This window comes from Pseudoalteromonas neustonica, from assembly GCF_001653135.1.
In the GTDB taxonomy this organism is placed as follows: Bacteria; Pseudomonadota; Gammaproteobacteria; order Enterobacterales; family Alteromonadaceae; genus Pseudoalteromonas; species Pseudoalteromonas neustonica.
This window is the reverse complement of sequence record NZ_BDDS01000004.1, coordinates 116582-142032: the sequence shown is the minus strand read 5'-3', so window position 1 is coordinate 142032 and position 25451 is coordinate 116582. Positions and strand designations below refer to the sequence as shown.

The window sequence follows — 25451 nt, the reverse complement described above, 5'->3', positions numbered from 1 at the left end:
TTTTACTTACTAAAAATAAAATAGGTATTATTGTGAGCATTATATACAAGAGGTCAATAGTGTGGATATAGCCTCTTTTTTAGCAAAGCATCAGCTGCCGCATAAATATCAATATTTGAGTGAGCAGTTGTTTACCCCGTTAGCGCAGGATACTATTGCGGCTAAAAAACGAGGGCAACCAATGGTCGTGGCAATTAATGGTTGCCAAGGTTCAGGAAAAACGACCCTCGCTGACTTTTTAGTTACGTGGATCAACTTCAATACTGCATTTAATAGTATTTCCCTATAGATTGATGATTTTTACCACAATCAGGCAAGCCGCCAACAGCTAGCTAAAGACATACCCCCATTATTTGCAACGCGTGGCGTACCAGGTGCACATGACATAATGCTCATGAAACAGACATTTAGCGCATTACTCGCGGGTAAGGTGGCTGTGCCAACCCCTAAGTTTGATAAGCAAAGTGATAACCCTATTCAAAAATCATTATGGTCTGCAAACAATCATGCCATTGATATAATTATCTTTGAAGGATGGTGTGTAGGCAGTGAAGCACAGCAACCAATAGCAGTTCAATAAAATAAGTAATTTAAACTCTCCAAATCACTATGCCTTAATCCCATCTATTACAAAGCTGAATCTGACAGATGTTTGTCCCTAAACTGTTAACACTTAACTGTTAAGAATACTAATTAAATAAATTAATAGTGTATTAATGTTAATTTATTCAATAATGCTATTTACATCAAAAATAACAACCATTATCATTGCTCTTTACTTATGGGGGCTGTAATGACACGAAAAATCATTTCTACTGCGATTTACCTCGCACTTTTACCAACATCAGTTTTTGCAACAGATGTTGATGTTGAAACACAGTTAGCACAATTGCAGCAGCAATTAGCTCTGCAACAAAAAGCGATTACACGATTAACTGCTCAGTTAGCAGAACAACAGCAACAAAAAACGCAGCTTAATGATATTAACGTAGTAACGACTGATAAAAAAAAGCAATCGTTCATTCGTGATAAAAGCGATACACCCTCTCTTACATTTAAGAGCTACGGCACTTTAGCTTATCGTAATGATGAAATATTCGACAATATTCAAGATATATCGCCAGATCGTCGAGCCACAACCGACTTAGAGCGAGTAGTGACTGAATTTGAATATCAAATAAACAAAAATTGGCAAATAGAATTTGAAATTGAGTATGAGCACGGTGGCACAGGCACAACGCTTGAATACGATGGTTTTGAAGAGTTTGGTGAGTTTGAAAGTGAAGTAGAAGCAGGTGGTGAAGTCATTGTTGAAAAACTGCAGGTAAAATATGAGTTTAACCCGAATGTGCAGGTTAAATTTGGCCATATATACGTACCTGTAGGTTTAGGCACTGATTTAAATAAACCAGATCAATACTTTACTACGTCACGCCACTGGAGTGAAGCGAGTATGATCCCGCAAGTATGGCATGAAACTGGGGTTAACCTGATCACCAATTGGCAAGATTTTACGTTGCAGACGATGATCAGTACTGGTTTAAACTCAGAATATTTTCGCACCACAAACTGGATTGCTGGTGGTGCGCAACAACGTTTTGAAACGAACACTGCCGATGATTTAGCGCTTACTTTACGTCTTGATTATGGCGATGTTAAAAAAGGTAAAGGCGTAGGTATCAGTTATTACAACAGCGATACAAGTGGAAACCGCCGCAACCAAGGCAAGTTAGATGTTGACGGGAATGTCTCTATTTTAGGTGTTCATGGCGCGTGGGAATATCAAGATTTCACACTACGCGGGCAATACTTATACGGTGAACTTGAAGATTCTGTTGCCATTACCAATGCGAATAAAACCACGCCAGGTCTTCGCCCTGGCAGTTTTTCTCAACTGGGTAGTAAGTCAGAGTCTGCATTTTTTGAAGCAGCGTATAACACACAACATATGTTTAACTTATCCAGTCCGCTTTATGTATTTACCTCATTTGATTATGCAAACCCATTACTAGAAGTTGCTAAAGGCACGCCGATTGATCGTTTTGACATTAGCGAATTTAGTATGGGTATTAACTACTTACCAAATAAAAATTTAATTTTAAAATTCCAAGGTGGGCAACGTCAGTATGCGCAAAGCAATATTGATAACACCACTCATTTTAGCGCGTCAATCGGCTATATATTCTCAACTACTTTATAGGATTTAAAGGATGAAAACGGTACTTAATAGCATCACAGCAATAATTTTAGCATCTACACTCGTAGCATGTGGTTCATCATCATCTGATGATTCAGGTTCTACTACGCCGCCGCCAGTTGCATCAACGAAGTTTACATATGATGCGACTGATTTAATTGCCAATGTAACGACAGACGTGATTGTTGATGGCTACGAAATACTTGATACAAAAGCAGATGCACTTTACGTTGCAGCGCAAAATTTACTCAATAACCAAAATCAAGAATCTTTAGCTAAAGCACAAGATGCTTGGAAAGACGCGCGTATATTTTGGGAGCAGGGCGAGTCACACATTTTTGGTCCAGTTGATAGCTTATCAATTGATCCGCATTTAGATACATGGCCACTAAACACGACAGATTTAAACACGTTGCTTGCCAGCGATACGGTATTTACTGCAGACACCATTAAAGGCTTAGATGATGGCGTGCAAGGTTTTCATACTATGGAGTTTTTATTGTTTGGTGATGGTGTTGCCGACAACGAAAAAGCCATTGCTGAAATGACAGTACGTGAAATTGAATATTTAATTGCCTGCGCTGAAGTATTTGCATTTTACACAGATAGCCTATCAAGTGCATGGACGGTATCTGCTGATGGTGATAAAGAGCCAGCTTATAAAGATTACCTTTTAACTCCGGGTAACGACAAATATGCCTCAAATTTAGGTGTGGTTGAAGAATTAGTGAATGGTTTAATTGGTATTGTAGATGAGGTAGGCAATGGCAAAATTGCAGAACCATTCAACACCACAAAAGATAATGCGGATACATCTAAAGTAGAGTCGCAGTATAGCTGGAATTCATTAACAGACTTTAGCGATAACATTAAAGGCGTTCAAAACGTTTATTTAGGTACGTTTGCAAACGAAAACGATAGCCCAGGCCTTAAAGCATTAATTGAAGCAGGGGATGCGACACTTGCAGCTAAAGTTGAAACGCAGATCAGCGCAGCAATTACAGCTATTGAAGCAATCGCGGGTGAAAATAACATGCCATTTCGTCAAGCAATTAAAGATGACGATGCGCGCGTAAGAGTTCAAGCTGCCATTGATAGCTTAGGTGAGTTACAAAAATCACTTGAAGAAGAAGTTGTTCCATTACTTAAAAAATGGGACGTATAACCGTGTATACCCAAGCCATCTCAAGATGCAGAATTCAGCGTTTCACCGAGGCTTAATATCAAGGCGTTACTTTGTAGGAATGGCCGTCCCTTTTAAGAAGGAACAACGATGAGAGTAAGTCTCTGTGAAACGCCCAACGGGTTGGTTTAAAAGCGATTTATACTGCGTTACTTTTATAAGGGATTGATTTTAATAATAGAACCACTATTACTTGCAATCAATGCCTTGCCTAAATCGCTTTTAATTCCAACGACGCTCGCATCTTGAGGTGGCTTGGGTATAAATAAATGAAGAGGGAAGCAAATGCTTCCCTTTTTTGCTTAACATTAAAAAGAAACCGTCATGATAAAAGTAATTAAACCATATACACCTTTATTTTTCAGCTTAGCAATGCTGAGCGGGTGTGGTGGAGGTAGCAGTAGTAGTGATACAAATACTACTCCAGTAACCCCACCAATAGTTGAAGAGTTACCTTCGTACATAGATGTCAGCGCACTTGCCGGTGACGCAACAACGCATGATACAAATAATTCCGGGCATGGTTTTTCTACTCCTATGCCTAATTTATCGCCAGCAGAATTAAATTTACACCTTGATGGGGATACTGATTTTGAAACGGCGTTTACAACAGCACCAAATGATACGCACCCTGACTTAGATGGGGTGGGTCCGGTTTTTAATAATAATAACTGCAATGCCTGTCATCAACGTGATGGCCGCCCAAGTACCGTATTGCCAAGTACCCCCGATGGCAGAATTAAATTAGGCAGCGATGCCGGAATATTTTTACGTGTAAGCTTAGCTGATGGTGTATGCAATCAGCCAAATAGTACAAATGATTATTGTAAAAATACACCTGTCCCAGGTTTTGGCGATCAGCTGTTTCATCGCGGTGTATTACAAGCGCGAGAAGATTGGCAACAAAACCACTTTGGAGGCCAAGCAGATGTTTACTTAAGTTATAAATACACTGAATTCACATACCCAGATGGGCAAACGGTGACTTTAAAGCAGCCAGTTTTTGAAGTCGATAATGCATGGGATTCACCAAGTAATTATTCATTGAGCGAATTAGCCAGTAGTGATGTTCAGTTTAGTGCACGCAACGGTATGCCGGTATTTGGTCTTGGCTTATTAGAAGCGATAACAGATGAAGATATTTTGGCATTAGAAGATCCAATAGATAGCAATAATGATGGCATTAAAGGTCAAGCCAATTGGGTATTTGATGCAGTAAAAGCACAGCAAGGAATTGATAATCCGGTGTCATTAGGGCGCTTTGGCTGGAAAGCCAGCACCCCCTCGGTACGTCAACAATCATTGGCGGCATTACGTGGCGATATGGGAGTAACAAATTCATTATTCGCACAAGAAAGTATTGCAAACACCTTGATGCATGACAGTTACTTATCACGTACTAACTATCAAGACACTGGCACAGATGCACAAGGTTTACCGGAAGCAAGTGATGAGTTTTCAAATGCGGTGGTTTTTTACGCACAAACACTGGCTGTACCTGCAAGACGCGATATAAGTAATCCTGATGTGAGAGCAGGCGCTAAGCTTTTCTCTGAGATCAACTGCAATGGTTGCCACACACCAAGCTTTACGACTTCAACACAAAGTGATCTTATGCTCGGTGGTGTAAAAGCACCTGAAGGTATTAAAGGGCAAGTAATTTGGCCATTTACAGATATGCTTTTACACGATATGGGAGAGGGACTCGCTGATAATCGTCGTGACTTTTTAGCGTCTGGCAGACAATGGAAAACAAGGCCACTTTGGGGGATAGGGTTAACAAAAACAGTTAATCCAGGCGCTGGATTTTTACATGATGGGCGTGCAACAAGTCTTGAAGAAGCGATTCTATGGCATGGCGGTGAAGCGCAAACAAGTCGAGATAAATTCACTCAGTTGAATAAAGACAAGCGCCAGCAAGTGATCGTGTTTTTACAGTCACTTTAATTTAGTAGTTTTATTGGTTACACAGAATATAGATATCGTGTTAAAAACGACTTGAATATTTTAAACTCACTGTAAAGGGGCTTTACAGTGAGTTTTTTAGCTCATGGGCTAAATTTTCAACCGTGAAATCTAAATGGTTTTCCTGTGTTTGAGAAAAGAGTAAAAAATCAATCATCTTCAAATCACCACTATTTATTTTATTTATAAGTGCTTCATAGTCATCCGTTCTATTATTAAATGATGCAACTTGTTTATGTTGCAATGGAAATTGCTCAGGTTTTTTAGATGCATCATAGATGTTTAAAAGCGCGTGCGCCCCTAATAAAACATGCCCACCTATAGAAACATCAAGTGTTATATCTTTATTTTCAGGCGTGTCCCAATTAATACCGCCTACGACTACATGTTTTCTTAGATTCAAAGTATTAAGAGCTTTAATTGCGCCAAATGCAATCGCATCATTGGCGCACCAAATAGCATTAATCTCAGGGGCATTTTGTAAAAACGCTAACGTTTTTGTATAACTTTCTTCAAGAGACCAATTAGCCACATCCTCAGCAAATAATGATGCTTCAGGGTATGAATTCAAATAATCAGTCAGTCCAGCACGACGAGCAGTTGCAGCAGGTGTCGTGTAGTCACCAAGCAGGGCTAAAATTTTCATATTGGTGTTACTACTGTTGCGATGTTTGTTAAAAAGCGCTTCAGCTAACAAGCGCCCGCCCATACGGTTATCAGGGACCATACTGCCTACAATATTTGCATTATGTTGTATGAGATAATGTAATCGGGATGCATTTGGGCGATTTAAAAGAAAATACAATGGTACATTATCGGTATTTATTGATAACAAATAATTACTAATCACTTGTTTTTCATCAACTAAGATAAGTAAATCTGGCTTTGCTTTGAGTGCTTTAGATATAAGTTCTTTCATTAATATGTGATTACGATTGGCATAATAAACGGTTAAATTAATATCTAGATCGTCTGATGCTGCGTGCATTGCTGCTGATACTTTATACCAGAAATCGCCTGTGCTGTTATTCACGTCATCAGTACTTTTGTTAAAACCGGGATTAATAAATGTTATGTTCAACGCCAATACATTAAACGATGACAGTATAGCAACTAGTAATAAAGAACTTGTTAGAATCCGGGAAAATAAAATCAAAGTAATGCTCAAAATTCATCTATCAAATGAGGATAGACTTTACCAGAATGACAGTACGATTCATAATTAGACCATACTAATATTAGGGATAATTGACTGTTTTGCGCATTTATAGACATTGTGATGAGTGCTACAAAAGTGGTGCTAATACTAAAATTCGTATACATAAAGCAATTTATTGATAGCCAGCAGAAGCCGTTTATTATTCTTAATTCTAACTGAAACGCGTACCTTTAAGTTTTTTAAGTATATAATGTTGCTTTATCGCTAGAAATTATATTACAAGGTTTAAAATGAAAGCGCTGCTATTTATAATTGTATTAATGTTAACGCCTACTTTGGTGTTTGCTGAAGAGCTAGATCTTGAAACCAATATGAAAAATATGGGGCTAGCTTATAAGCACAGTGTTCAAGCAACGCAATTAAGTGAGTTTAATACAGCGATTGATGAGTTTATCACTTTAGGTAAGCTCAGTAAGACAGCGACTTTTCATAAAGAAGCTGAAAGTTCGCGCCAGGGCTTAGATAAAGTAATCGCTCAGGCTGAAATTGCTAAAAAGTTAGCGAATGAAAAAGGGCTTGATGCTGCTAAAAAACCATTAAAATCAATTAATGAGTTACGACAGCAATACCATAAACTACATGAGCCGCCAAGTTTTTGGGAACTGTTATTTGGCAAGTGAAAAGCTATTTTTTATACTACGAAGACTGGTGTATGCTGGACAAGAGGTATATAACTGTAGAAGGTAAAAAGTGCGCCAATTTTCAGGCGCACAAAAGGGCGTTTACTTTCCTTTCTTTTTCATTCCTTGCACGGCTTTAAAGCGTGGGTTGTCTTTACAAATCACAAAAACACGACCTTTACGTTTAACGATTTGACACCCTGGGCGATTTTTAGCACTTTTAAGTGAACTTAAAACTTTCATTGCTACTTGCTCCCGATATTTTTGAAGCGACGATTAAACGCTGCAACACGGCCATCAGTCGCAACAGATTTTTGTTTACCTGTGTAAAACGGGTGAGAATCACTTGATACATCAATTGGCACGTAAGGGTAAGTTTTACCTTCTAATTCAATAGTTCGGCTCGTTTTTATTGTTGATCCAATAATAAAGTAGCTATCTGCTGCAGTATCGTGAAAAGCAACTGTTTGGTAATCTGGATGAATATTAGGTTTCATAAAATGCCTTTAATTATATCAATATTGTTATGTGATAGTATAACTATAATTTATAGTAAATAAGAATCCTTTGCAAACACTATTTTAAATCTAACTAAGTCATTACTTTTAGGTGCAATGGATGTAAAAGTAGTGAACATGGTTCTATTTCGCGCAAATCAACTAAAAAATAAGCAGTTAGATCAAAAAAGCTAGCAATTGCTAATTAGCCTGTTATAAATAATATGTAACCGAGCATTAAGGAGTACAGGTTAGTATGAGTGAATCAATTAAAGAGAGCATCAGTGAGCAAAGCCAAGAAATAGATCAAGGCGTGATGGACACATTACGTAGCAGAGATCACAGCGTACTTGCTCAACAAATAGATCCATTAAGCTGTACACATAACGATATTGTTGAATTGCTAGCGCAATATTTAGCGTTAAGTGAACAAGACGATGACGACGTTTTTGATAACTGGTTTGATAATCTAAATAAAGCGCAACACACCGTATTGAAAGTGTTTGAAGTGTACCGCGGTCAGTTTGAGCACCAAGAATAACGGGTTCATAATTAAAGTGTTAGACGTGGTTGTATAAAATCTAAAAAGGCAACTATACGCGACGATACTGCACTATTTTTGTAATACACAGCTTGTACAGATTCACGTAGGTTAGGCGTTTTTATTGCCTGTGGTAAGACTTTTATTAACCTATTGTGAGTGAGATCGTCTGCGATCATAAACTGTGAAAGTAGTGCAATGCCTTGTCCTGCAATGCATAAGTGACGAATGGTTTCGCCGCTACTGGCATTAAGAGAAAAATTAAGTGCACAGGCTTGTTGAAGTGGCCACTTATTTAACTTAGTAGTGCCTGTAAAGCCAATTAACTTATGGTTATATAAATCTAACTCCGTATTAAGTGCAGAGCTTTGTTTTAAATAAGCAGGACTCGCTACAAGGTGTAGTTGGCTAATACCTAATTTACGTGCGTGCAAGTTTGAATCTGGCAATTGGCCAATACGAATAGCTAAATCTGTTTTATGTTCAAGCAAATCAATTACGTTGTCATGAGATGTGATGTCTAATCTAATATCTGGATATAAATGACTAAATTGGGCTATTAAAGGTGTTAGCTGATGCAATACAAATGGACTCGCAGCATCTACACGTAGTTTCCCCGCGGGTGCATGTTTTAATAAACGTAACGACTCCTCCCCATGCTCTAGTAGATTTAATCCTTCTCTCGCGTATTCAATAAAGGTTTGGCCTTCTTCTGTCAGCTCCAAACGCCGTGTTGTGCGACTTAATAAAGCGCATTCTAAGCATGTTTCAAGACGCGTTATCGCACGGGATACTTTAGCAATATGTTGATCTAATAAAACGGCTGCCCGAGAAAAACTGCCGCAATCAACCACAGTTACAAAAGCTTCTAGATCTTCAGTTTTTGATTTAACACTCATTGGGCTGCCTTATATTTGCAAATATAACAAATGTATTTTGCCACTAATGCTATTTTTCACAACTGTTAATTCGTTCACACTGGGCTCTTACTATTTATCTTCAATACCCGATAGGACATTACAGTATGCCACTAGCTTTATGGGCGCTTACGTTAAGCGCATTTGCAATTGGAACAACAGAATTCGTAATAGTAGGTTTAATCCCTATTATTGCAGACGATCTTGGTGTTAGTTTGCCATCTGCAGGGCTTTTAGTGAGCTTATACGCAGTGGGTGTCGCAATTGGCGCACCCGTGTTAACGGCAGTAACAGGTCGCTGGCAGCGAAAAACAGTACTTACGAGTTTGATGGCATTATTTGTCATAGGCAATATAGTTGCTTGGCAAGCCCCAAGCTATGAAACTTTAATCGCAGCGCGAGTTTTAACTGGTTTGGCTCATGGCGTATTTTTTTCGATAGGCTCTATGATGGCAACGAGCTTAGTGAGTAAAGAAAAACAAGCCAGCGCAATTGCTATTATGTTTACCGGATTAACAGTAGCATTAGTAACAGGGGTGCCTTTAGGGACGTGGGTAGGCCAAGTTTTTGGCTGGAGATCCACTTTTTTGATGGTCTCATTGTTGGGTTTGATTGCATTAATTGGTAGTGCAATTTTAGTCCCCAACACGCTTGATCAAGTAATACCAACAAAGGTAAAAGATCAACTACAAGTATTACTTAAGCCACGTTTACTACTGGCTTATACAATGACCATTTTAGGTTATGGTGGGACCTTTACTGCATTTACTTTTCTTGCCCCAATTTTACAACAACATGCTGGTTTTGCTGCCTCATATGTTGGTTTTATCATGCTGGGCTATGGTGTGTCGGTTGCTGTAGGGAATGTGTGGGGTGGTAAACTTGCAGATAAATATGGGCCTATTAAAGCACTTAAAGTTTTATTTTTAGGTTTAAGCATTACCTTATTAGCACTGACATTTACAATGAACTCCCCGTTGCTTGTTGTGATCACCGTATTAGTATGGGGCGCATTTGCTTTTGGTAATGTTCCTGGATTGCAATTGCATGTTGTAAAAATAGCGGAGCAAGATACACCAAAAGCGATTGATGTCGCTGTCGGTTTGAATATTGCCGCTTTTAACATTGGCATTGCTTTGGGCTCAGTTGTTGGTGGACACGTTGTTGAAACCCTAACATTGCAAGACACCTCATGGATCGGCGCAATAATTTGCAGTGCAGCGTTAGCTGCTACATGTTTAGCAGGGCACTTAGATAAACAACGTATTTGCTAAATAGCCTCAACTTCGGGTAATAAATTCATCCCCCAGCAATCATGATCTGAATCTAAGTGAGTAGTATTAAGTGAACTATCTTTTCATATAAATTGGTGGGTTAAGCTGTATGCAAACCGCTCGACAGAGCTGGATGTTTGAACGATTATGCAACTTTACTTGGTAGTTATCCTTGTTTTGTACAAGGTCCAAAGAGTCTATTTGCTCAAAGGGCAACACAGATATGGCGTTTTATGCGCCGGTTGATTCAAAAAATGAGCCTAACATTATGGGGGGCGTAGGGCTTGTCTATCTTGTTGTTGTCCAGAACATAGAAATGAATGTCGATTTGAATTACAGTGCTACCAATAGCGCCATTAATTAATGGCTAATGCAGAATTATTATCAGGATTTGGTATGACTTCAGAAAAAATTGAACCACCAGATGGCGTGTCGGTAGAAGATTGGCATGCTTACCTCAAACATAAAAAAGAGTGGGAGGAAATGTTGATACAAAGATTCGAAAATGAATTGCAGTTTTCACCACCGCTACCGCCTTGGCTAAAATACTCTGAATATGCTGACTCAGACAGTTTATTTTGGCGAATGGGAGATGGGGAATCATACCTTTCTGATTACTTTGACGTTTACCTTAAGTATGCCAGTGAGTTTGATTTACACGAGTATAAGCAGAAGTACCCTGCGCCAAAAGATTGGGAAGCTTATTATCAAACAGATTAGTAAGCCTTTATTGTTAAATTTTAAGTGTACTTGCCAGTTCGCCGTGCTGTTGTCGGCCTGATCAGAGTAATTGGTTGTTACTTTGTTTACGTCTTCTTGCATGCGCGATGACAGCTAATATACCCAAACCACCTCAAGATGCGAGCGTCGTTGGAATTAAAACCGATTTAGGCAAGGCATTGATTGCAAGTAATAGTGGTTCTATTGTTAAAATCAATAACGCAGTATAAATCGCTTTCAAACCAAACCGTTGGGCTTTTCACAGCGACTTACTCTCATCGTTGTTCCTTCTTAAAAGGGGCGGCCATTCCTACAAAGTAACGCCTTGATATTAAGCCTCTGTGAAACGCTGAATTCTGCACCTTGAGGTGGCTTGGGTATAAAGCTCTGTACAAGCATAAGAAGTACCACAATTAAAAAACGGTTTGAACGTATTACCTACCTAGACATCCATAAAAACGTATTTAACACAGCCGAGTATACCCAAGCGACCCCAAAATATAGCGCCGATTAGAATTAAAAGAATCGCCGATAGTTATACGGTGTGTTTACTTTATAGGGGCAGATAGCATACCATTTATAACACTAATTATTATCGTTACCATTTTAAACGGTGTGTTTATGGCAAAAATAAAAGTTTTATTAATAGAAGACGATAACACCTTAAGTAATTATTTGGCTGATCTACTCGAAAAATCAGGCTATTTAGTTGAACAATGCTTTGATGGCGAAACAGGGTTAAAGCTTGCGCAGTCACAACAGCATCAGCTGATATTGTTAGACAAAATGCTCCCCAAACTTGATGGTGTATCATTACTTAAAATTTTACGTGAGAGCAGCCAACAACCAGTGATCATGGTATCGGCAAAAGGCGCTGAAGAAGAGCGTATTTTAGGGCTAACTCATGGTGCCGATGACTATGTGGCTAAACCATTTAACACCCAAGAGTTATTACTGAGAATCGAAAGTATCCTCAGGCGTAGCTCGTCCTATACTCCTGCTAACAACCACTTTGAGATAAGTATTGATGGCCTCACACTTAATACGGCAAAACAAAGCATTTTTGTAAACGAGAACGAAATTGAATTTACGCCAATACAATTTAAGTTACTGTGGGAGCTGGTGTCGCAGCAAAACAAAATAGTCAGTAAAGCTGATTTGTATCAGGCAGTATTAAATAAAAAGTTAGGCGCATACGACCGCAGTATTGATATGCACTTAAGTCGCGTAAGGCGAAAACTCAACGAAGCAAATTGGCTTGGCGAGCGCTTACAGACGGTTCACGGAAAAGGGTATTGTTTTAAATGAATCGCAAAATTCTCTGGAAACTATGCCTTATTTTAGCAACCGGCTTGGTTGCTTTTTTTTACCTACTGCATGCACTGACTTTAAAAACAGAAGAGAGCATGAGTTTTATTGCCGAGCAACATCGCGAGCAGTTAAAACAGTGGAGTAAACAGGCTGAGCAGCTTTATTTATCAGATCAACATGAGGATTTAGTGCAATGGTTAGAAAATTTACAAGCACAAGAACAAACATGGGTATCTGTTGCTAGTTTTAATGCCGTGCATATAGCGGGAGAACAAATCGAAAAAGATATTGTAGGTGGCTACCACTTTGGAAGAAGCATTGATTGGAAAATACATTTGTATTTTGAAGTAAACCCAATCATGGAGCTACCTTTTAGCCAAACAAATGCGAGTTTGCTCATTAAACTGCCTGAACGAATGCGCCCAGGAACTTACTGGCTTACAATAAAGTTTATACTGCAAGTTTTGATGCCTATGGCCGTTTTAGTTGTTTTATCCGTGATACTTTACCGACACATAATTACTCCATTACAGCAATTAGATAAAGCGACCTCGGCCTTTAGCAAGGGTAACTTTAAAGTCAGAGTTGGCAAGCATTTAGGACATCGTAAGGATGAACTATCTCACTTAGCGTCTACATTTGATCAAATGGCGAGCCAAATTGGTGAGCTTATTGCCAGTCAACGGCAATTAATATCGGACTTATCTCATGAATTACGCACCCCACTTACACGTTTAGATATTGCAGTAAATAGTTTTGATTTAAATAATGCTCAGCAGCACCTAGGGCGCATAACACGTGAGTCCCATCATATTCGTAAATTGGTTGAAGATACGCTCACACTCGCGTGGTTAGAAAACGAAAAACCGATTATTAAGCAAGAAGACGTTGATTTAGTTGATTTACTCGATGTACTTGTTGAAGACGCTAAGTTTGAATTTCCTGATCGTCGCATTATTGTAGAGTCGCCAAATAATGCGGTAGTTAACAACAGTAGTCATAGGGCTTTATGCCCTGCTATTGAGAATATCATCCGTAATGCGCTGCGCTTTACACCATCGGGTAAGCTCGTACAAATCAAGATAGCAAAAGAGGCGACTCATTATTGTATTGAAGTGATTGATCAAGGCCCCGGTATTGAAGAGCAATATTTGCAAAGAGTATTTGATCCTTTTTTTCGTATTGATAACTCACGCATGGCAGAAAATGACAGCTTTGGGTTAGGTTTAGCGCTTGCTAAGCGGCATTTAGCGAGTGTTAGAGCTGATGTGCGTTCAGAAAATCAATCACAAGGAGGTCTAAAGGTTTTGATAATGATTCCTATTTCTTAAATGTAACAATTGTAAAAGTCGTATCCTTACAACGCTTAAATGGTAATAATTCTTACTTAAGCATTCATCAGTTATTTGAGATATAAGTCATGTCATCTGTATCAACTAGAAAAGTACGTTTAAAAACCAGTATTGCCAGTGCCATTTTGGCTGCACTTTGTAGCGCTAATGTTTATGCTGAGGAAGCTCTTAGCGAGAAAAAAACCAAAAAGATTGAAAAAATCACAGTTGTTGGTGCAACAACAAATTCAGAGATCACACCTACTGAATTAGAAAACTACCAAGCAAATGATTTAGGTGACATTTTTCGTCATACCCCTTCCGTTACTATCGGTGGCTCATTAGGCATTGCCCAAAAAATATTTGTACGCGGTATGGAAGACTCAATGGTGAATGTAACAGTTGATGGCGCGCCACAAACGAGTACTTTATTTCATCATATAGGCCGTGTTGCCATAGAGCCTGAATTACTTCGCAGTGTACAAGTGCAAGCGGGGGCCGGTGAAGCTACATCGGGAACCGGCGCAGTGGGCGGTGCAATTCGCTTTAAAACCAAAAATGCTGACGACATGCTTGCCAATGGTGAGCAATTTGGTGGCATGATCAAAGCTAATTATTTCTCAAATGACGGGCATAAAGAAAGCGTTTCTTTATACGGCAAAGTAACGGATTCTATTGGTGTATTAGCGTCGTACGTTAATGTAAGCCGAAATAATATGGATGATGGCGATGGGGAAGAGCTTTATGGTACAGCATCAGATCAAGAGTTAGGTTTTATAAAAATTAGTGCTGATCTAACAGATAATCAAGACCTTACCCTTAGTTATGAAATTCGCAAAGAAGAAGGTGAATTTGGTAAGCAGACAAACTGGGCACCATTAAAAGGCGATCCATTATTTGAATCATGGGGTGAGCGAGAAACCCTTGTTTTAAACCATGCTTGGTATTTAAACAGCCTTGTTAACCTTGAAACGACTTTGTACCAAACAGAGTCATCGTTTAAGCGAGAGCTTTTTACATGGGATGCATCAATACAAACCACCGGCTTTGATATTCGTAATACCAGTGACATAGGTGATCATTCAATTACGTATGGAGTTGAACAAAAAGTTGATAAAGTTCATTCATCCTCTTATGAAGAGTTTGGGGGTGTTTTTGATGAAAAAGGCACAGTAACAGGTGTATACGCGCAAGATCATTGGCAAATTAGCGACGAATTAATATTGAGTTTTGGTGCGCGTTACGATGCTTATGAACTTGATCACGATGGTATTGAAGCTAATTGGATAAAAGTAGAGGGTAAGTGGGTTGTTGAAACCGATGCCAATGGCAAGCCGGTTACATCAATTGATAGCTTTTCAACAGATAAACAAGATGGCTTTAGCGGTAATATTGGCTTTGAATACAGCTTTACAGATTCACTAAAACTGTCGGCGGGTTACGCACAAGCATTACGTGGCAGACAAGTTGCCGATGCCTTTACTGTGGGTGAGCTCAGTCATAATGAAAACCTATCAGCTGAAGATGTTGAGAACACCGAGTTGGGTTTAATTTATAACGACGGGACTTGGTTATTTGAAGCATCCGCTTATTTAAGCGTAATTAACGGTGTGGTATTTGATAAATTTAAAGGCCGAGAAGGTGTTTTCTATGAAAATATCGGTGATTTAGAAACAAATGGTATTGAGCTGGTGGCCGGTTATCAAGCGGGTGACTTTGACGTTATCGTTAGTTATAACCACAATAATGTTGAATTAAATAATGCCCCATTTGTTTGGCCTGATGCAAATGACCCATCAGGTTATAGCACAGTTGTGTTAGATGGTGTTGACATGTCAGCTTATGAATTTGGTGGCTTAGGTAACTCTGCTGCAGATTCATTTAACATAAATTTTAACTACGATCTGAGTGAGCAAATTAAACTCGGTATGAGCTATAACCATGTCGCTAGTTTGAATGATATTGACGTATTCTATCGGTCAATGGAATTAGAGTGGGTTACTCAGCTAGAGACAATCAATAAACCAGGCTACGACGTTGTTGATGCCTACATTACTTATGAGCCACTTAATAATCTTAGGTTTGATTTATCAGTACAAAATTTATTGGATGAATCTTACATAAGTCACGGCAGTGTTGCCGATTATGGAAGTATCACTGGTTATGAAAATGTTGTAGGAATTAAAGAGCGAGGGCGAGATATTCGTCTAAGCGTTTCATATAAATTTTAATTTTAGTGTAATTAGAACTTAAAGAGCGTAGCTATTTAAGTTCTTTATATACTCAAGCCACCTCAGATGTAAGTTTCAAGTGGAATTAAAGAGGGCGATTAAGGCAATGTATTGTTGCAAATTAACGCCTAGATTTTAAGCCCCTGTGAAAAGTTAAACTTACATCTTATCGTCACTTGAGTATACTTTTTTGGTCTTTATATGAACCTTACAACAAAACACCTTGCTGCCTTAAATATAACTTGTCGAGTGCTTATTGCCCTGGTTGGAGGTTATGTATTAGCAGCTTTGAGCGCAATACTCGTTGCACTTCTTTTACCTGGCGACATTATAAACTCCATTGTGAGCGCCTTAATGCTGAGTTTTATTATCTATACCGTAACCGTACTTTATGTATTTGCCACTAAAACAACCCTGCGCGCAGGTATCAGCGTATTTGCTCTTTGTATTTTAATGTACTGCTTTGTTCGTCATTTAAATGGGATTGCGGTGTTATGAAACCCAGGTTTAGGCAATCAATGAGTTGGTTACATACATGGGCGGGCTTTGCCTTTGGCTGGCTACTATTTTTTATATTTGTAACAGGCAGCGCTGGCTATTTCGAGAATGAAATCGATCGCTGGATGAAGCCTGAAATAGCCATTGTTAATACACCAATAGATGACTTTACTATACTCAATAAGGCACAACAGCAACTAAACTCGTTAGCAGGTGATGGAGCACAGTGGTATATCAGTTACCCATCCATACGTGATCCACATATCGACATTTCGTGGTTACAGTTAGCAAATACTGAGTTAGATATACCAAGGCAATGGCACGAAAAAAACCTTGATCCTTACACTAATAACGCTATTTCGAGTCGAGAAACAAGCGGGGGAGAAACCTTATACCGCTTACATTATAACTTACATTACGTGCCCATTATGGTTGGCTATCTTGTGACCAGCTTAGCAACCTTGTTTATGTTGATAGCTTTAGTGACGGGAGTGATCATCCATAAAAAGATTTTTATTGAATTTTTTACCTTTCGAACAGGCAAAGGACTAAGAGCGTGGTTAGATATACATAATATTTTTAGTGTACTGCCATTACCTTTTCATTTAATGATCACTTACAGCGGGCTTGTTTTATTAATGGGCATATCGTTTGCGCCCGTGATTGATGCAACCTATGGGGAGGGTAAAAAAATACATCGTCAGTTTTATGATCTGTTTCAAGTAGAAGATCAGCAACAACAATTTATTGAATTAAATACAGCTGATTTATCCCTTGAAACAGCGCTAAAAGACGCCAAAGTACGTTATAAAAATCAAGCTATAAGTTATCTAGGGTTAATTGATCGACATACATCGCAACCAAGCTTTGAGGTATGGCTTGATGCGAATGAAGGGATCGAGTTTGCAACTCTGATCACCTACCGCATAGTTAATGAACGGGTACAAATAGCGCAATCAATAGGTAAAACTCATAGCGCTGCACAAGTATATGACATATTAGAACATTTACACGAAGGACTATTTGCAGGTACTTACCTACGCTGGCTGTATTTTATATCAGGGCTATTAGGCGCAGGAATGATAGCAACAGGCATGATTATTTGGGTTAATAAGCGTAAAAAACAGCAAACGAGATTGATTAACGTAATAGATAAACTCAATGCCGCAGTGATTGTTGGCTTGCCCATTGCCATAGCCTGTTATTTTTTAAGTAATCGCTTATTACCGTCAGCAATGCCTGACCGCGCTGAATGGGAAATGCACAGTTTATTTATCGCTTTTGCATTGTGTGGGGTTTTTTGTGCCCTAAGAGTTGCAGATAAAGCTTGGCAAAATATGCTGTGGGTAGCGGCAGCGCTCTACGCATTTATACCCCTATGTAATATGTTAACTACAGAGCACAACTTGCTTTTAAGTGCACAAAAAGGAGATTGGCTAATGCTTGGTTTTGACTTAAGCATGCTGCTTTTTTCCGCGTGTTTCGCTTTTTCAGCCGTATTACTACAAAAACACACGAGTAAAATAGCCATTTAGATTGCATTTAAATATATAAAATAGAGGTTTTTTAAATATGTTGATTTTAGCACAAATACTGCTGCAACTAATTGGTTTTGCATTATTAAGCCTTTCAATCCCTCGGCATTTTAGTCAGGTATTTCAGCATACATCGCGCCCAACCAAGCGGACTGTTTTGGCGCTGAGATGCGGTGGTTACGCTTTCGTTATTTTAGCCGTTATAATTGCAGTAAATAGCTGGGGAGTGTCACTAGGCTTGGTTTACAGCGTAGCAACCGCCACTCTTACGGCTACTATGTTAGCTGTTTTATTGGCATACATTTCAAAGCTGCTTACTGTTATAGGTCGTGGATTTATCCCGACAACAAAGTAACATCCATAGAGTTATGATTTGCTGTAGGTCGTGGATTTATCCCGACAACAAAGTAACATCCATAGAGTTATGATTTGCGTAGGTCGTGGATTTATCCCGACAACAAAGTAACATCCATAGAGTTATGATTTGCTGTAGGTCGTGGATTTATCCCGACAACACGGTAACATCCATAGAGTTATGATTTGCTGTAGGTCGTGGATTTATCCCGACAACAAAGTAACATCCATAGAGTTATGATTTGCGTAGGTCGTGGATTTATCCCGACAACACAGTAACATCCATAGAGTTATGATTTGCTGTAGGTCGTGGATTTATCCCGACAACAAAGTAACATCCATAGAGTTATGATTTGCTGTAGGTCGTGGATTTATCCCGATAACTAAGCAGCCACCCAAACCACAATCCAGCCATCGATAGGGCTGGGGTTAAAGTAATTTTCTATGGCTTTAATTATTAAAAAACCGCCGATGATAATTAACGTTGTGCTGTTTAGTAGCGTTGCTAATATTTCTGCGCGTTTATATCCAAGCCATCTTGAGGTGGTTTGGGTATATAGCCAAAGTGATATGAATTATTGGCGGGTTTATTACCAATTTTTCGGGCAACTAAGGCGATGAATATGGCGGCTGCATCGCTTAAGTTGTGAAGTGCATCAGCGATCAAAGATAAACTACCTGAGACAACCCCTCCAACAACTTGGGCAATAGTGAGTAGCACGTTAATGAAGACCGCTACACTTAGCTGACACTTACTTTTATCATCGTTATTATGAGCATGATTATGTGCCATACAAAATAGTACTCTATTTAAAATATTGTTGATATTCATACTAAAATAGCATGTGAAAATTAGCTAGCAGTTGAAAGTCGTATTTGATTATAAAAAACTCATCTTGGCTTTGCAGTGTGGTTAAGTTCTGGTATGGTTACATTTAATTACTTTTTTGGGTATGTATTTGAAACAGTCAGTGTTGTTATTATTAGCCTTTTTACTACTTCAGCCATTGCTGGATAGTTTTGATGTGGCTGATTATAATCATGTGATTAAAAATGCAGCCCAGTTACTTAATCAACAAGCACAGTTAGATACTCATTGTATTGCTAACAATGATCATGAGTTACATCAAGAAGAGCACTTTCAATTAGAGCAAGCCATTGCTGATAACGCTGATGAATCGCACTGCCATGTTTGTCATATCCCAGTTTTGTTCTCACAAATATGGGAAAATAGTGCTTTATTACCAAGCTATGCCGCTATTACCTCAGTGCAAGACACATTCATTTCACGTTTAATCACCCCTGATTTACGTCCTCCAATTGTTCACTTACTAAGTTAATTTTTTCAGACCACGCGAGTTGGTCATCGATTTTTTTAGTATGAGTACAATTTATGAACTTAAAAAAACCACTTGGGTTTGCCTGCGTGTGTGTAGCTATTTTTGTTGCGCCTGTTGTTTTAGCAAGTCCGACCCAGAAATCTAATGATTTAAATTGGTTATTGAACCATCTAAATCAGCATCCAAAAATACAAGCTGCCTATCAACAATTACACAGTGGCGAAGCTGCTGTTCGCGCCGCACAGTATGGCATTTATAACCCAAGCTTTGATTCGAGTATCGAAAAGGAAGGGGACGATAACAATTTCAGTATTGGTTTTAGTCAAACGTTTGATATTAACGATCAACAAGAGGCCCAAGTAGCAGCCGCGGAGATATCTTTATTAGCTAAACAACAAAGTATGCAGCTAGTTTACCTTACACTTGTAGAGCAAGCGTTAACCGCATTAATTAATTGGCGAAGTAGTAAAACTGCTTTTGAACTAGCACAAGAGCAAGAATTACAACTAGAACGTTTAGTTGCCTTTATTAAACAGCGTCGAGAGTCAGGTGAAGTCGGCCAGCTTGATGAACAATTAGCTTTATATTCATGGTCTGAAATCCTTAATAAAACGGCTCAGCAAGCGAGTGCCTATGCTGATGCTAAATTAGCGGTTAAAGCTATTTTACCTAATTGGAAAGAAGGAAATTCACTTTCACCTGAACGTTTATTAGCAGGTTTCAAACTCAATATAGAGAGTGATAGTGTGAACCTGCACCCACAATTGATGCTTGCTAAATTACAATGGCAACTGCAACGCCAGCAAGTGCAAGTTCTCAAAGCTGAGCGAGCTGTCAAACCTACAGTGGGTATTTCAGCCGGTAAAAATGGTGATGACAGTATTGTATCTTTAAACTTCTCAATGCCATTAAACATAGTCAATGACTTTAGTGATGAATATCAGTCTGTTGAATCATTAGCTCTGTCTAAAGAGGCTGAATATCGCGCAGTGCAACGCGCAATGACATTTCAAGCACAAGCCAGTAAAGAAGTTATGCAAGCATATTCGCAGCGTGTTAAACGTTGGCAAGCAATTAATCAAAATAATGCAGACAGTAGTCTAGTACTGATTGAGCAACAATGGCGTAGTGGAGATATTAGTACTGCCCAGTACCTAACTATGCGTCAACAACGTAGCTCAGGGTTACTTTCGGGTATTGAAATTGTTCAGCAAAGTCAATTAGCGAGCGTTAACTGGTTAACGCAAAGCGGCCAACTTAGTCAATTTATTACTACTTTCTCTCGTACTCTTACAAATGGAACAGCACTATGAAACGTTTAAATGTAACTTTTCCTGCCCTTGCGTTTATTTTTAGCAGTTTTGCTCAGGCAGCAACTGTTGAGCCTGAATACGTTGATCATACTAAATTAGGTCATAAGCATAGTGAAGCACAATTAAAAGAAATGCATGAGCATGCACCTGATAAAGCCAAACATGAGAATGAAGAGGAACATCAAGAAGACGCGGGTCATGAGCATGAAAAAAGTGAGGTTGAGCCAAGTGAAGGTGAAGAACATGAGCAAGAAGGCGCTGTGCGCTTAACACCAACACAAATGCGCTTAGCCAATGTACGGGTGAGTACTTTAACTAAGCGCAGTTATCAGTCACAGCTTTATGCACCAGGCGAAATCAAAGCAAATGGTTATAGTAGTTATGTACTGTCACCAAGAGTAGATTCAATTGTGGTCAAACGCCATGCTACTTTAGGGCAGCATATTAAAGCTGGCGCACCGCTTGTCACTTTATTTAGTGCTGATGTTGCCAGTGCACAAACGACTTATCGGTTAACAAAAGCAGAATGGCAACGCGTTCAGAAAATGGGCAAAGGCACCGTAAGTGAGAAGCGTATGCTCACTGCTAAGGCTGAATTTGAAGTGGCTCACAGCCAATTAGTTGCATTTGGTTTGTCGAAACAAGCGATAGCAGAAAGTGCATCAATTCCTGCAAAAAAACTTGGTGAATATACGCTATATGCTGGTACATCAGGAGCGATACTGAGTGATAGCTTTTCTCAAGGACAACGTGTTGATGCTGGTATTGAGTTAATGCTTATAGCGGATGAAAGTTTACTTTGGGTAGAAGCGCAATTATCTGCAAATCAAGTCATTGAAATTGCTAAGGGAGCAATCGCTAAAGTGAAAGTTAATCAACGATCATACCCAGCAACAGTGATCCAAGAAGCTCATACTATCGATCAAGTCACTCGTTCACGAGTTGTACGTTTAAGTGTTCAAAATGGCCAACACGTATTACACCCGGGCATGTTCAGTGATGTGTATTTTTCATTCTCAACGGATCAAAAAGTATTGGCTGTGCCAGAGCAAGCACTGCTTAGAAACCCTGATGGTGATTGGGCGGTATTTGTGCAAGACGAAGATGGTGAGCTTATTTCAACAGAAGTTGAATTAGGCCAAAAGTTTGCTGACTTTCGTGAAATTAAAGGGTTGACAGAGGGCACCAAGGTAGTGACTGAAGGGGCATTTTTTGTTGCATCAGAGCAAGCTAAAGGCGGCTTTGATCCGCATAACCATTAGGAGCTAACAGTATGTTTAATAAAATAATAGATAGCGCTATCGCTAACAGGTTATTGGTATTGTTAGCACTGTGTGTGTTGATTGCCATGAGCGCATTAGTGATCCCAAAATTGAACCTTGATGCGTTTCCTGATGTTACTAATGTGCAAGTTGCTGTAAATACTGAAGCACCTGGTTTAGCGGCCGTTGAAGTCGAGCAGTTAATAACGTACCCAATAGAAGCAGTAATGTATGCATTACCCGATGTAGAGCAAGTTCGTTCTATTTCTAAAACGGGTTTATCGGGTGTGACTGTTGTATTTAAAGAAGGGGTAGATATTTATTTTGCTCGTCAATTAGTGTTCGAGCGTTTACAAGCTGCGAAAGAGTTAATCCCTGATGGTATAGGTTTGCCAGAAATGGGGCCGAATACTTCTGGACTTGGTCAAGTTTACCAATACTTATTAGCGGCATCTCCTGAATCAGGCCTTGATAGTATGGCGCTGCGAAGCTTAAACGATTGGATTGTAAAGTTACTAATATTACCGGTGGATGGGGTGACTGAAGTGTTGTCGTTCGGTGGTGATGTTCGTCAATATCAAGTAAATCTTAATCCAAATAAGTTGTTGGCTTACCAGTTAGAACAACAGCAAGTTGTTACAGCACTTGAAGAAAATAATACCAATGTGGGCGGTTGGTATATGAACCGCGGCCAAGAGCAACTCGTTATTCGTGGTACAGGGTGGTTTAATGCAGGCTCCAAAGGGCTGCAAGAAATTGCACAAACACCATTAAAAACCATTGATGGTAAAGTGATCACAATCGCAGATGTCGCACAGGTATCGCTAGGCAGTGAGATCCGCCAAGGTGCTGCAACAATGAGTAAAAAAGATGCTCAAGGAAATATTCAATCATTAGGTGAAGTTGTAACGGGGGTTGTATTAAAACGTATTGGTGCAAATACCAAACAAACAATTGATGGGATAAGTTCGCGTATTGAGTTGATTAATCAGGCATTACCAGAAGGGGTGACGTTTGAACCATTATACGACCAAGCTGATTTGATCACCAAAGCGGTTGATACAGTAGTTGATGCACTGTTACTCGCATTCATTTTTATTGTTGTGGTGTTGGCGTTGTTTTTGATGAACCTTCGCGCGACTCTGTTGGTGTTACTGTCGATCCCTATTTCAATTGGAATGGCATTGTGCGTTATGGCGTGGTTAGGCTTATCTGCGAATTTAATGTCACTAGGTGGCATTGCAGTGGCAATCGGTATGCTGGTGGATGGCTCTGTGGTTATGGTTGAAAATATTTTTCGCCATTTAACTAAGCATGCTGACGATACGCAAACGCAGCACTCAGCTGCCGATTTGATCACGCTAGCTGCTAAAGAAGTTGCAAGACCGGTATTTTTTGCGGCATTAATTATCTTAGTTGTTTTTATGCCACTGTTTAGCTTTGAAGGGGTGGAGGCTAAGTTATTCCAGCCAATGGCGATAAGCATTATGTTAGCAATTATTGCAGCTGTAATAGTCGCGCTTGTTATCGTTCCTGCTATGGCTGTGTATTTATTTTCTAAAGGCGTGACCGTTAGGCGTAGTGTAATACTTGAGCCATTAGATAACGCTTATAAAGTAAGCTTACGTTGGGCGATGAGTGCTCGTAAAACAGTTATATGTGCTGCGGCTGGGTTAGTTGTCATTGCAGCCGTGTTGATACCACAATTAGGGACTGAATTTGTGCCTGAATTAGAAGAAGGCACTATCAACTTACGCGTTACGCTTGCGCCTTCAGCCAGTCTTGAAACTGCACTTATGGTTGCTCCAAAGCTTGAAGCAATACTGTTAGAGTTTCCTGAAGTTGAGTATGCCTTAAGCCGAGTGGGTCGCCCTGAAGTGGGAGGTGATCCGGAGCCTGTAAACAATATAGAAATTTATCTTGGCTTAAAACCGGTGAGTGAATGGCAATCGGCTAGTAACCGTGCGCAATTACAAGTGCTTATGGAGCAAAAATTAGAGCAGTTCCCAGGTTTACTCTTTAACTTCTCACAGCCAATTGCAACCCGTGTTGATGAGCTACTATCTGGTGTTAAAGCGCAATTAGCGATCAAGCTATTTGGGGCCGATTTAGATGTGCTCGTGACGAAAGGGCAAGAAATAGAACAAGCAGTAAAAGGTGTTGCTGGTGCAAAAGATGTGGCAATGGAACAAATTGCAGGTGAAGCGCAGTTAGTGATCAAACCAAACCGCCAAGCGTTGTCTCGTTATGGGTTATCTGTAGGCAATTTAATGTCGATCGTGCAGCAGGGGATTGGTGGCACATCGGCAGGACAAATTATCAATGCTAATGAACGCTATGATATTTATGTACGGATTGCTAAGCAATTTCGTGATTCGCCAGAATCAATAGAAGATTTACGCTTGTCATCACCTAGTGGCGCTATCGTCAGAGTGGGTGATGTTGCAAGCGTTCAAATTGAATCTGGCCCACCACAAGTTCGCCGAGATGATGTACAACGCCGCGTAGTTATTCAAGCCAATGTACTAGGGCGCGATATGGGCTCGGTAGTTGAAGATATTCGCAGTGTTATTGCACAGCAAGTTGAACTTCCTCCCGGTTATGGGGTGAATATTGGTGGCCAATTTGAAAATCAGCAACGAGCACAACAGCGTTTATCAATAGTTGTGCCTATTTCTTTGGCATTAATTGCTTTACTGCTTTATTTTGCTTTTGGTTCAATCAGCCAAGCTTTACTGATCTTAGTTAACGTACCTTTAGCTGTTATTGGTGGCGTTGTTGCTTTATATATTTCAGGGCAATATTTGTCTGTCCCAAGCTCTGTAGGTTTTATAACCTTGTTCGGAGTTGCAGTACTTAATGGTGTCGTGATGGTCGAAAGTATTAATAACCGTGTTAAAGCGGGAGATAGCTTAAACGAGGCTGCGTTTAATGGTGCATTATCGCGATTACGCCCAGTATTAATGACGGCATTAACATCAGCTCTAGGGTTGATCCCAATGTTGTTATCGACAGGGATTGGGGCTGAAATTCAAAAACCATTAGCGACGGTGATTGTAGGTGGTTTATTTACGGCAACGTTTTTAACATTATTTGTGTTGCCGGTATTATACGCGAAGTTTAGCCAGCAGCAATTATAACAA

21 protein-coding genes and 2 pseudogenes are annotated in these 25451 nt (G+C 39.5%); 18 read left to right on the top strand and 5 right to left on the bottom strand.

What is annotated here, in order from left to right; all coding sequences use genetic code 11:
- Positions 1 to 43 precede the first annotated feature (43 nt).
- The 4 genes and pseudogenes from A7967_RS23700 to A7967_RS08035 all read left to right on the top strand — a co-directional run.
- Positions 44 to 559, top strand: a pseudogene (locus tag A7967_RS23700) (HAD-IIB family hydrolase); the annotation flags it as partial.
- 234 nt (positions 560 to 793) lie between these two features.
- Entirely contained in the window at positions 794 to 2200 is a 1407-nt protein-coding gene (locus A7967_RS08045) for a hypothetical protein (protein ID WP_099458978.1), read from the top strand.
- Between the two features lie 10 nt (positions 2201 to 2210).
- Positions 2211 to 3362, top strand: coding sequence for an imelysin family protein (locus A7967_RS08040; protein WP_054203877.1), 1152 nt, complete (start codon positions 2211 to 2213; stop codon positions 3360 to 3362).
- A 342-nt stretch (positions 3363 to 3704) separates the two neighbouring features.
- Positions 3705 to 5327, top strand: a complete 1623-nt coding sequence (locus A7967_RS08035) for a di-heme oxidoredictase family protein (protein WP_064435607.1) — start codon at positions 3705 to 3707, stop codon at positions 5325 to 5327.
- Between the two features lie 82 nt (positions 5328 to 5409).
- Here the strand turns inward: A7967_RS08035 and A7967_RS08030 are convergent, their stop codons facing one another.
- Positions 5410 to 6378, bottom strand: a complete 969-nt coding sequence (locus tag A7967_RS08030) for an ABC transporter substrate-binding protein (protein ID WP_235575749.1) — start codon at positions 6376 to 6378, stop codon at positions 5410 to 5412.
- 416 nt (positions 6379 to 6794) lie between these two features.
- Here A7967_RS08030 and A7967_RS08025 point away from each other — a divergent pair, with 416 nt between their 5' ends.
- On the top strand, positions 6795 to 7184 hold the full coding sequence (locus A7967_RS08025) for a cytochrome b562 (protein WP_064435606.1): 390 nt from the start codon (positions 6795 to 6797) through the stop codon (positions 7182 to 7184).
- A gap of 102 nt (positions 7185 to 7286) precedes the next feature.
- On the opposite strand, the gene ykgO is transcribed toward A7967_RS08025, so the two are convergent.
- Entirely contained in the window at positions 7287 to 7427 is a 141-nt protein-coding gene (gene ykgO, locus A7967_RS08020; protein WP_054203874.1) for a type B 50S ribosomal protein L36, read from the bottom strand.
- A 2-nt stretch (positions 7428 to 7429) separates the two neighbouring features.
- Positions 7430 to 7681 (bottom strand): type B 50S ribosomal protein L31, encoded by a 252-nt coding sequence (locus A7967_RS08015; RefSeq protein ID WP_054203873.1) that lies wholly within the window; start codon positions 7679 to 7681, stop codon positions 7430 to 7432.
- 256 nt (positions 7682 to 7937) lie between these two features.
- Here A7967_RS08015 and A7967_RS08010 point away from each other — a divergent pair, with 256 nt between their 5' ends.
- Positions 7938 to 8222, top strand: a complete 285-nt coding sequence (locus A7967_RS08010; RefSeq protein ID WP_054203872.1) for a hypothetical protein — start codon at positions 7938 to 7940, stop codon at positions 8220 to 8222.
- Positions 8223 to 8233: 11 nt separating this feature from the next.
- On the opposite strand, the gene A7967_RS08005 is transcribed toward A7967_RS08010, so the two are convergent.
- A complete protein-coding gene (locus tag A7967_RS08005) occupies positions 8234 to 9121 on the bottom strand; it encodes a LysR family transcriptional regulator (protein WP_064435605.1) in 888 nt (295 codons plus the stop codon).
- A gap of 125 nt (positions 9122 to 9246) precedes the next feature.
- On the opposite strand from A7967_RS08005, the gene A7967_RS08000 reads away from it, so the two are divergent.
- From A7967_RS08000 to A7967_RS07965, 8 genes are all read left to right on the top strand, one after another.
- Positions 9247 to 10413 (top strand): MFS transporter, encoded by a 1167-nt coding sequence (locus A7967_RS08000; RefSeq protein WP_064435604.1) that lies wholly within the window; start codon positions 9247 to 9249, stop codon positions 10411 to 10413.
- A gap of 396 nt (positions 10414 to 10809) precedes the next feature.
- Entirely contained in the window at positions 10810 to 11133 is a 324-nt protein-coding gene (locus A7967_RS07995) for a hypothetical protein (protein WP_054454120.1), read from the top strand.
- Between the two features lie 621 nt (positions 11134 to 11754).
- On the top strand, positions 11755 to 12441 hold the full coding sequence (locus A7967_RS07990; protein WP_054454086.1) for a response regulator transcription factor: 687 nt from the start codon (positions 11755 to 11757) through the stop codon (positions 12439 to 12441).
- Entirely contained in the window at positions 12438 to 13775 is a 1338-nt protein-coding gene (locus tag A7967_RS07985; protein WP_054454088.1) for a sensor histidine kinase, read from the top strand. The genes A7967_RS07990 and A7967_RS07985 overlap by 4 nt, the downstream gene beginning before the upstream one ends.
- 89 nt (positions 13776 to 13864) lie before the next feature.
- Positions 13865 to 16006: a TonB-dependent receptor domain-containing protein gene (locus A7967_RS07980; protein WP_054203867.1), complete on the top strand. Its 2142-nt coding sequence runs from the start codon at positions 13865 to 13867 to the stop codon at positions 16004 to 16006.
- A gap of 201 nt (positions 16007 to 16207) precedes the next feature.
- Positions 16208 to 16504 carry a hypothetical protein gene (locus A7967_RS07975; RefSeq protein WP_054203866.1) on the top strand — a complete coding sequence of 99 codons (297 nt, stop codon included), beginning with the start codon at positions 16208 to 16210 and terminating at the stop codon, positions 16502 to 16504.
- 20 nt (positions 16505 to 16524) lie between these two features.
- Positions 16525 to 18039 carry a PepSY-associated TM helix domain-containing protein gene (locus A7967_RS07970; protein ID WP_054203865.1) on the top strand — a complete coding sequence of 505 codons (1515 nt, stop codon included), beginning with the start codon at positions 16525 to 16527 and terminating at the stop codon, positions 18037 to 18039.
- A gap of 37 nt (positions 18040 to 18076) precedes the next feature.
- Complete coding sequence (locus A7967_RS07965; RefSeq protein ID WP_054203864.1) at positions 18077 to 18394, top strand: DUF3325 domain-containing protein; 318 nt, start codon at positions 18077 to 18079, stop codon at positions 18392 to 18394.
- A 385-nt stretch (positions 18395 to 18779) separates the two neighbouring features.
- Here A7967_RS07965 and A7967_RS07960 read toward each other — a convergent pair.
- Positions 18780 to 19186 (bottom strand): annotated as a pseudogene (locus tag A7967_RS07960) (cation diffusion facilitator family transporter); the annotation flags it as partial.
- Between the two features lie 166 nt (positions 19187 to 19352).
- Here A7967_RS07960 and A7967_RS07955 point away from each other — a divergent pair.
- From A7967_RS07955 to A7967_RS07940, 4 genes are read left to right on the top strand one after another with little or no spacing between them, the layout of a single operon-like run.
- The gene (locus A7967_RS07955) at positions 19353 to 19733 is read left to right on the top strand and encodes a hypothetical protein (RefSeq protein WP_157601466.1); all 381 of its coding nucleotides are present in this window, start codon (positions 19353 to 19355) and stop codon (positions 19731 to 19733) included.
- Positions 19734 to 19786: 53 nt separating this feature from the next.
- The gene (locus A7967_RS07950; protein WP_054203861.1) at positions 19787 to 21046 is read left to right on the top strand and encodes a TolC family protein; all 1260 of its coding nucleotides are present in this window, start codon (positions 19787 to 19789) and stop codon (positions 21044 to 21046) included.
- Positions 21043 to 22308 (top strand): efflux RND transporter periplasmic adaptor subunit, encoded by a 1266-nt coding sequence (locus A7967_RS07945; protein WP_054203860.1) that lies wholly within the window; start codon positions 21043 to 21045, stop codon positions 22306 to 22308. Before A7967_RS07950 ends, A7967_RS07945 begins: the two co-directional genes overlap by 4 nt.
- Before the next feature lie 11 nt (positions 22309 to 22319).
- A complete protein-coding gene (locus A7967_RS07940) occupies positions 22320 to 25448 on the top strand; it encodes an efflux RND transporter permease subunit (RefSeq protein WP_054203859.1) in 3129 nt (1042 codons plus the stop codon).
- The last annotated feature ends 3 nt before the right edge of the window (positions 25449 to 25451 follow it).

Bases quoted from the DNA above. Each gene is read 5' to 3' on its own strand.
- A7967_RS08045 (WP_099458978.1), top strand. From the start codon at position 794: ATGACACGAAAAATCATTTCTACTGCGATTTACCTCGCACTTTTACCA.
- A7967_RS08040 (WP_054203877.1), top strand. From the start codon at position 2,211: ATGAAAACGGTACTTAATAGCATCACAGCAATAATTTTAGCATCTACA.
- A7967_RS08035 (WP_064435607.1), top strand. From the start codon at position 3,705: ATGATAAAAGTAATTAAACCATATACACCTTTATTTTTCAGCTTAGCA.
- A7967_RS08025 (WP_064435606.1), top strand. From the start codon at position 6,795: ATGAAAGCGCTGCTATTTATAATTGTATTAATGTTAACGCCTACTTTG.
- ykgO (WP_054203874.1), bottom strand. From the start codon at position 7,427: ATGAAAGTTTTAAGTTCACTTAAAAGTGCTAAAAATCGCCCAGGGTGT.
- A7967_RS08015 (WP_054203873.1), bottom strand. From the start codon at position 7,681: ATGAAACCTAATATTCATCCAGATTACCAAACAGTTGCTTTTCACGAT.
- A7967_RS08010 (WP_054203872.1), top strand. From the start codon at position 7,938: ATGAGTGAATCAATTAAAGAGAGCATCAGTGAGCAAAGCCAAGAAATA.
- A7967_RS08005 (WP_064435605.1), bottom strand. From the start codon at position 9,121: ATGAGTGTTAAATCAAAAACTGAAGATCTAGAAGCTTTTGTAACTGTG.
- A7967_RS08000 (WP_064435604.1), top strand. From the start codon at position 9,247: ATGCCACTAGCTTTATGGGCGCTTACGTTAAGCGCATTTGCAATTGGA.
- A7967_RS07995 (WP_054454120.1), top strand. From the start codon at position 10,810: ATGACTTCAGAAAAAATTGAACCACCAGATGGCGTGTCGGTAGAAGAT.
- A7967_RS07990 (WP_054454086.1), top strand. From the start codon at position 11,755: ATGGCAAAAATAAAAGTTTTATTAATAGAAGACGATAACACCTTAAGT.
- A7967_RS07985 (WP_054454088.1), top strand. From the start codon at position 12,438: ATGAATCGCAAAATTCTCTGGAAACTATGCCTTATTTTAGCAACCGGC.
- A7967_RS07980 (WP_054203867.1), top strand. From the start codon at position 13,865: ATGTCATCTGTATCAACTAGAAAAGTACGTTTAAAAACCAGTATTGCC.
- A7967_RS07975 (WP_054203866.1), top strand. From the start codon at position 16,208: ATGAACCTTACAACAAAACACCTTGCTGCCTTAAATATAACTTGTCGA.
- A7967_RS07970 (WP_054203865.1), top strand. From the start codon at position 16,525: ATGAGTTGGTTACATACATGGGCGGGCTTTGCCTTTGGCTGGCTACTA.
- A7967_RS07965 (WP_054203864.1), top strand. From the start codon at position 18,077: ATGTTGATTTTAGCACAAATACTGCTGCAACTAATTGGTTTTGCATTA.
- A7967_RS07950 (WP_054203861.1), top strand. From the start codon at position 19,787: ATGAACTTAAAAAAACCACTTGGGTTTGCCTGCGTGTGTGTAGCTATT.
- A7967_RS07945 (WP_054203860.1), top strand. From the start codon at position 21,043: ATGAAACGTTTAAATGTAACTTTTCCTGCCCTTGCGTTTATTTTTAGC.
- A7967_RS07940 (WP_054203859.1), top strand. From the start codon at position 22,320: ATGTTTAATAAAATAATAGATAGCGCTATCGCTAACAGGTTATTGGTA.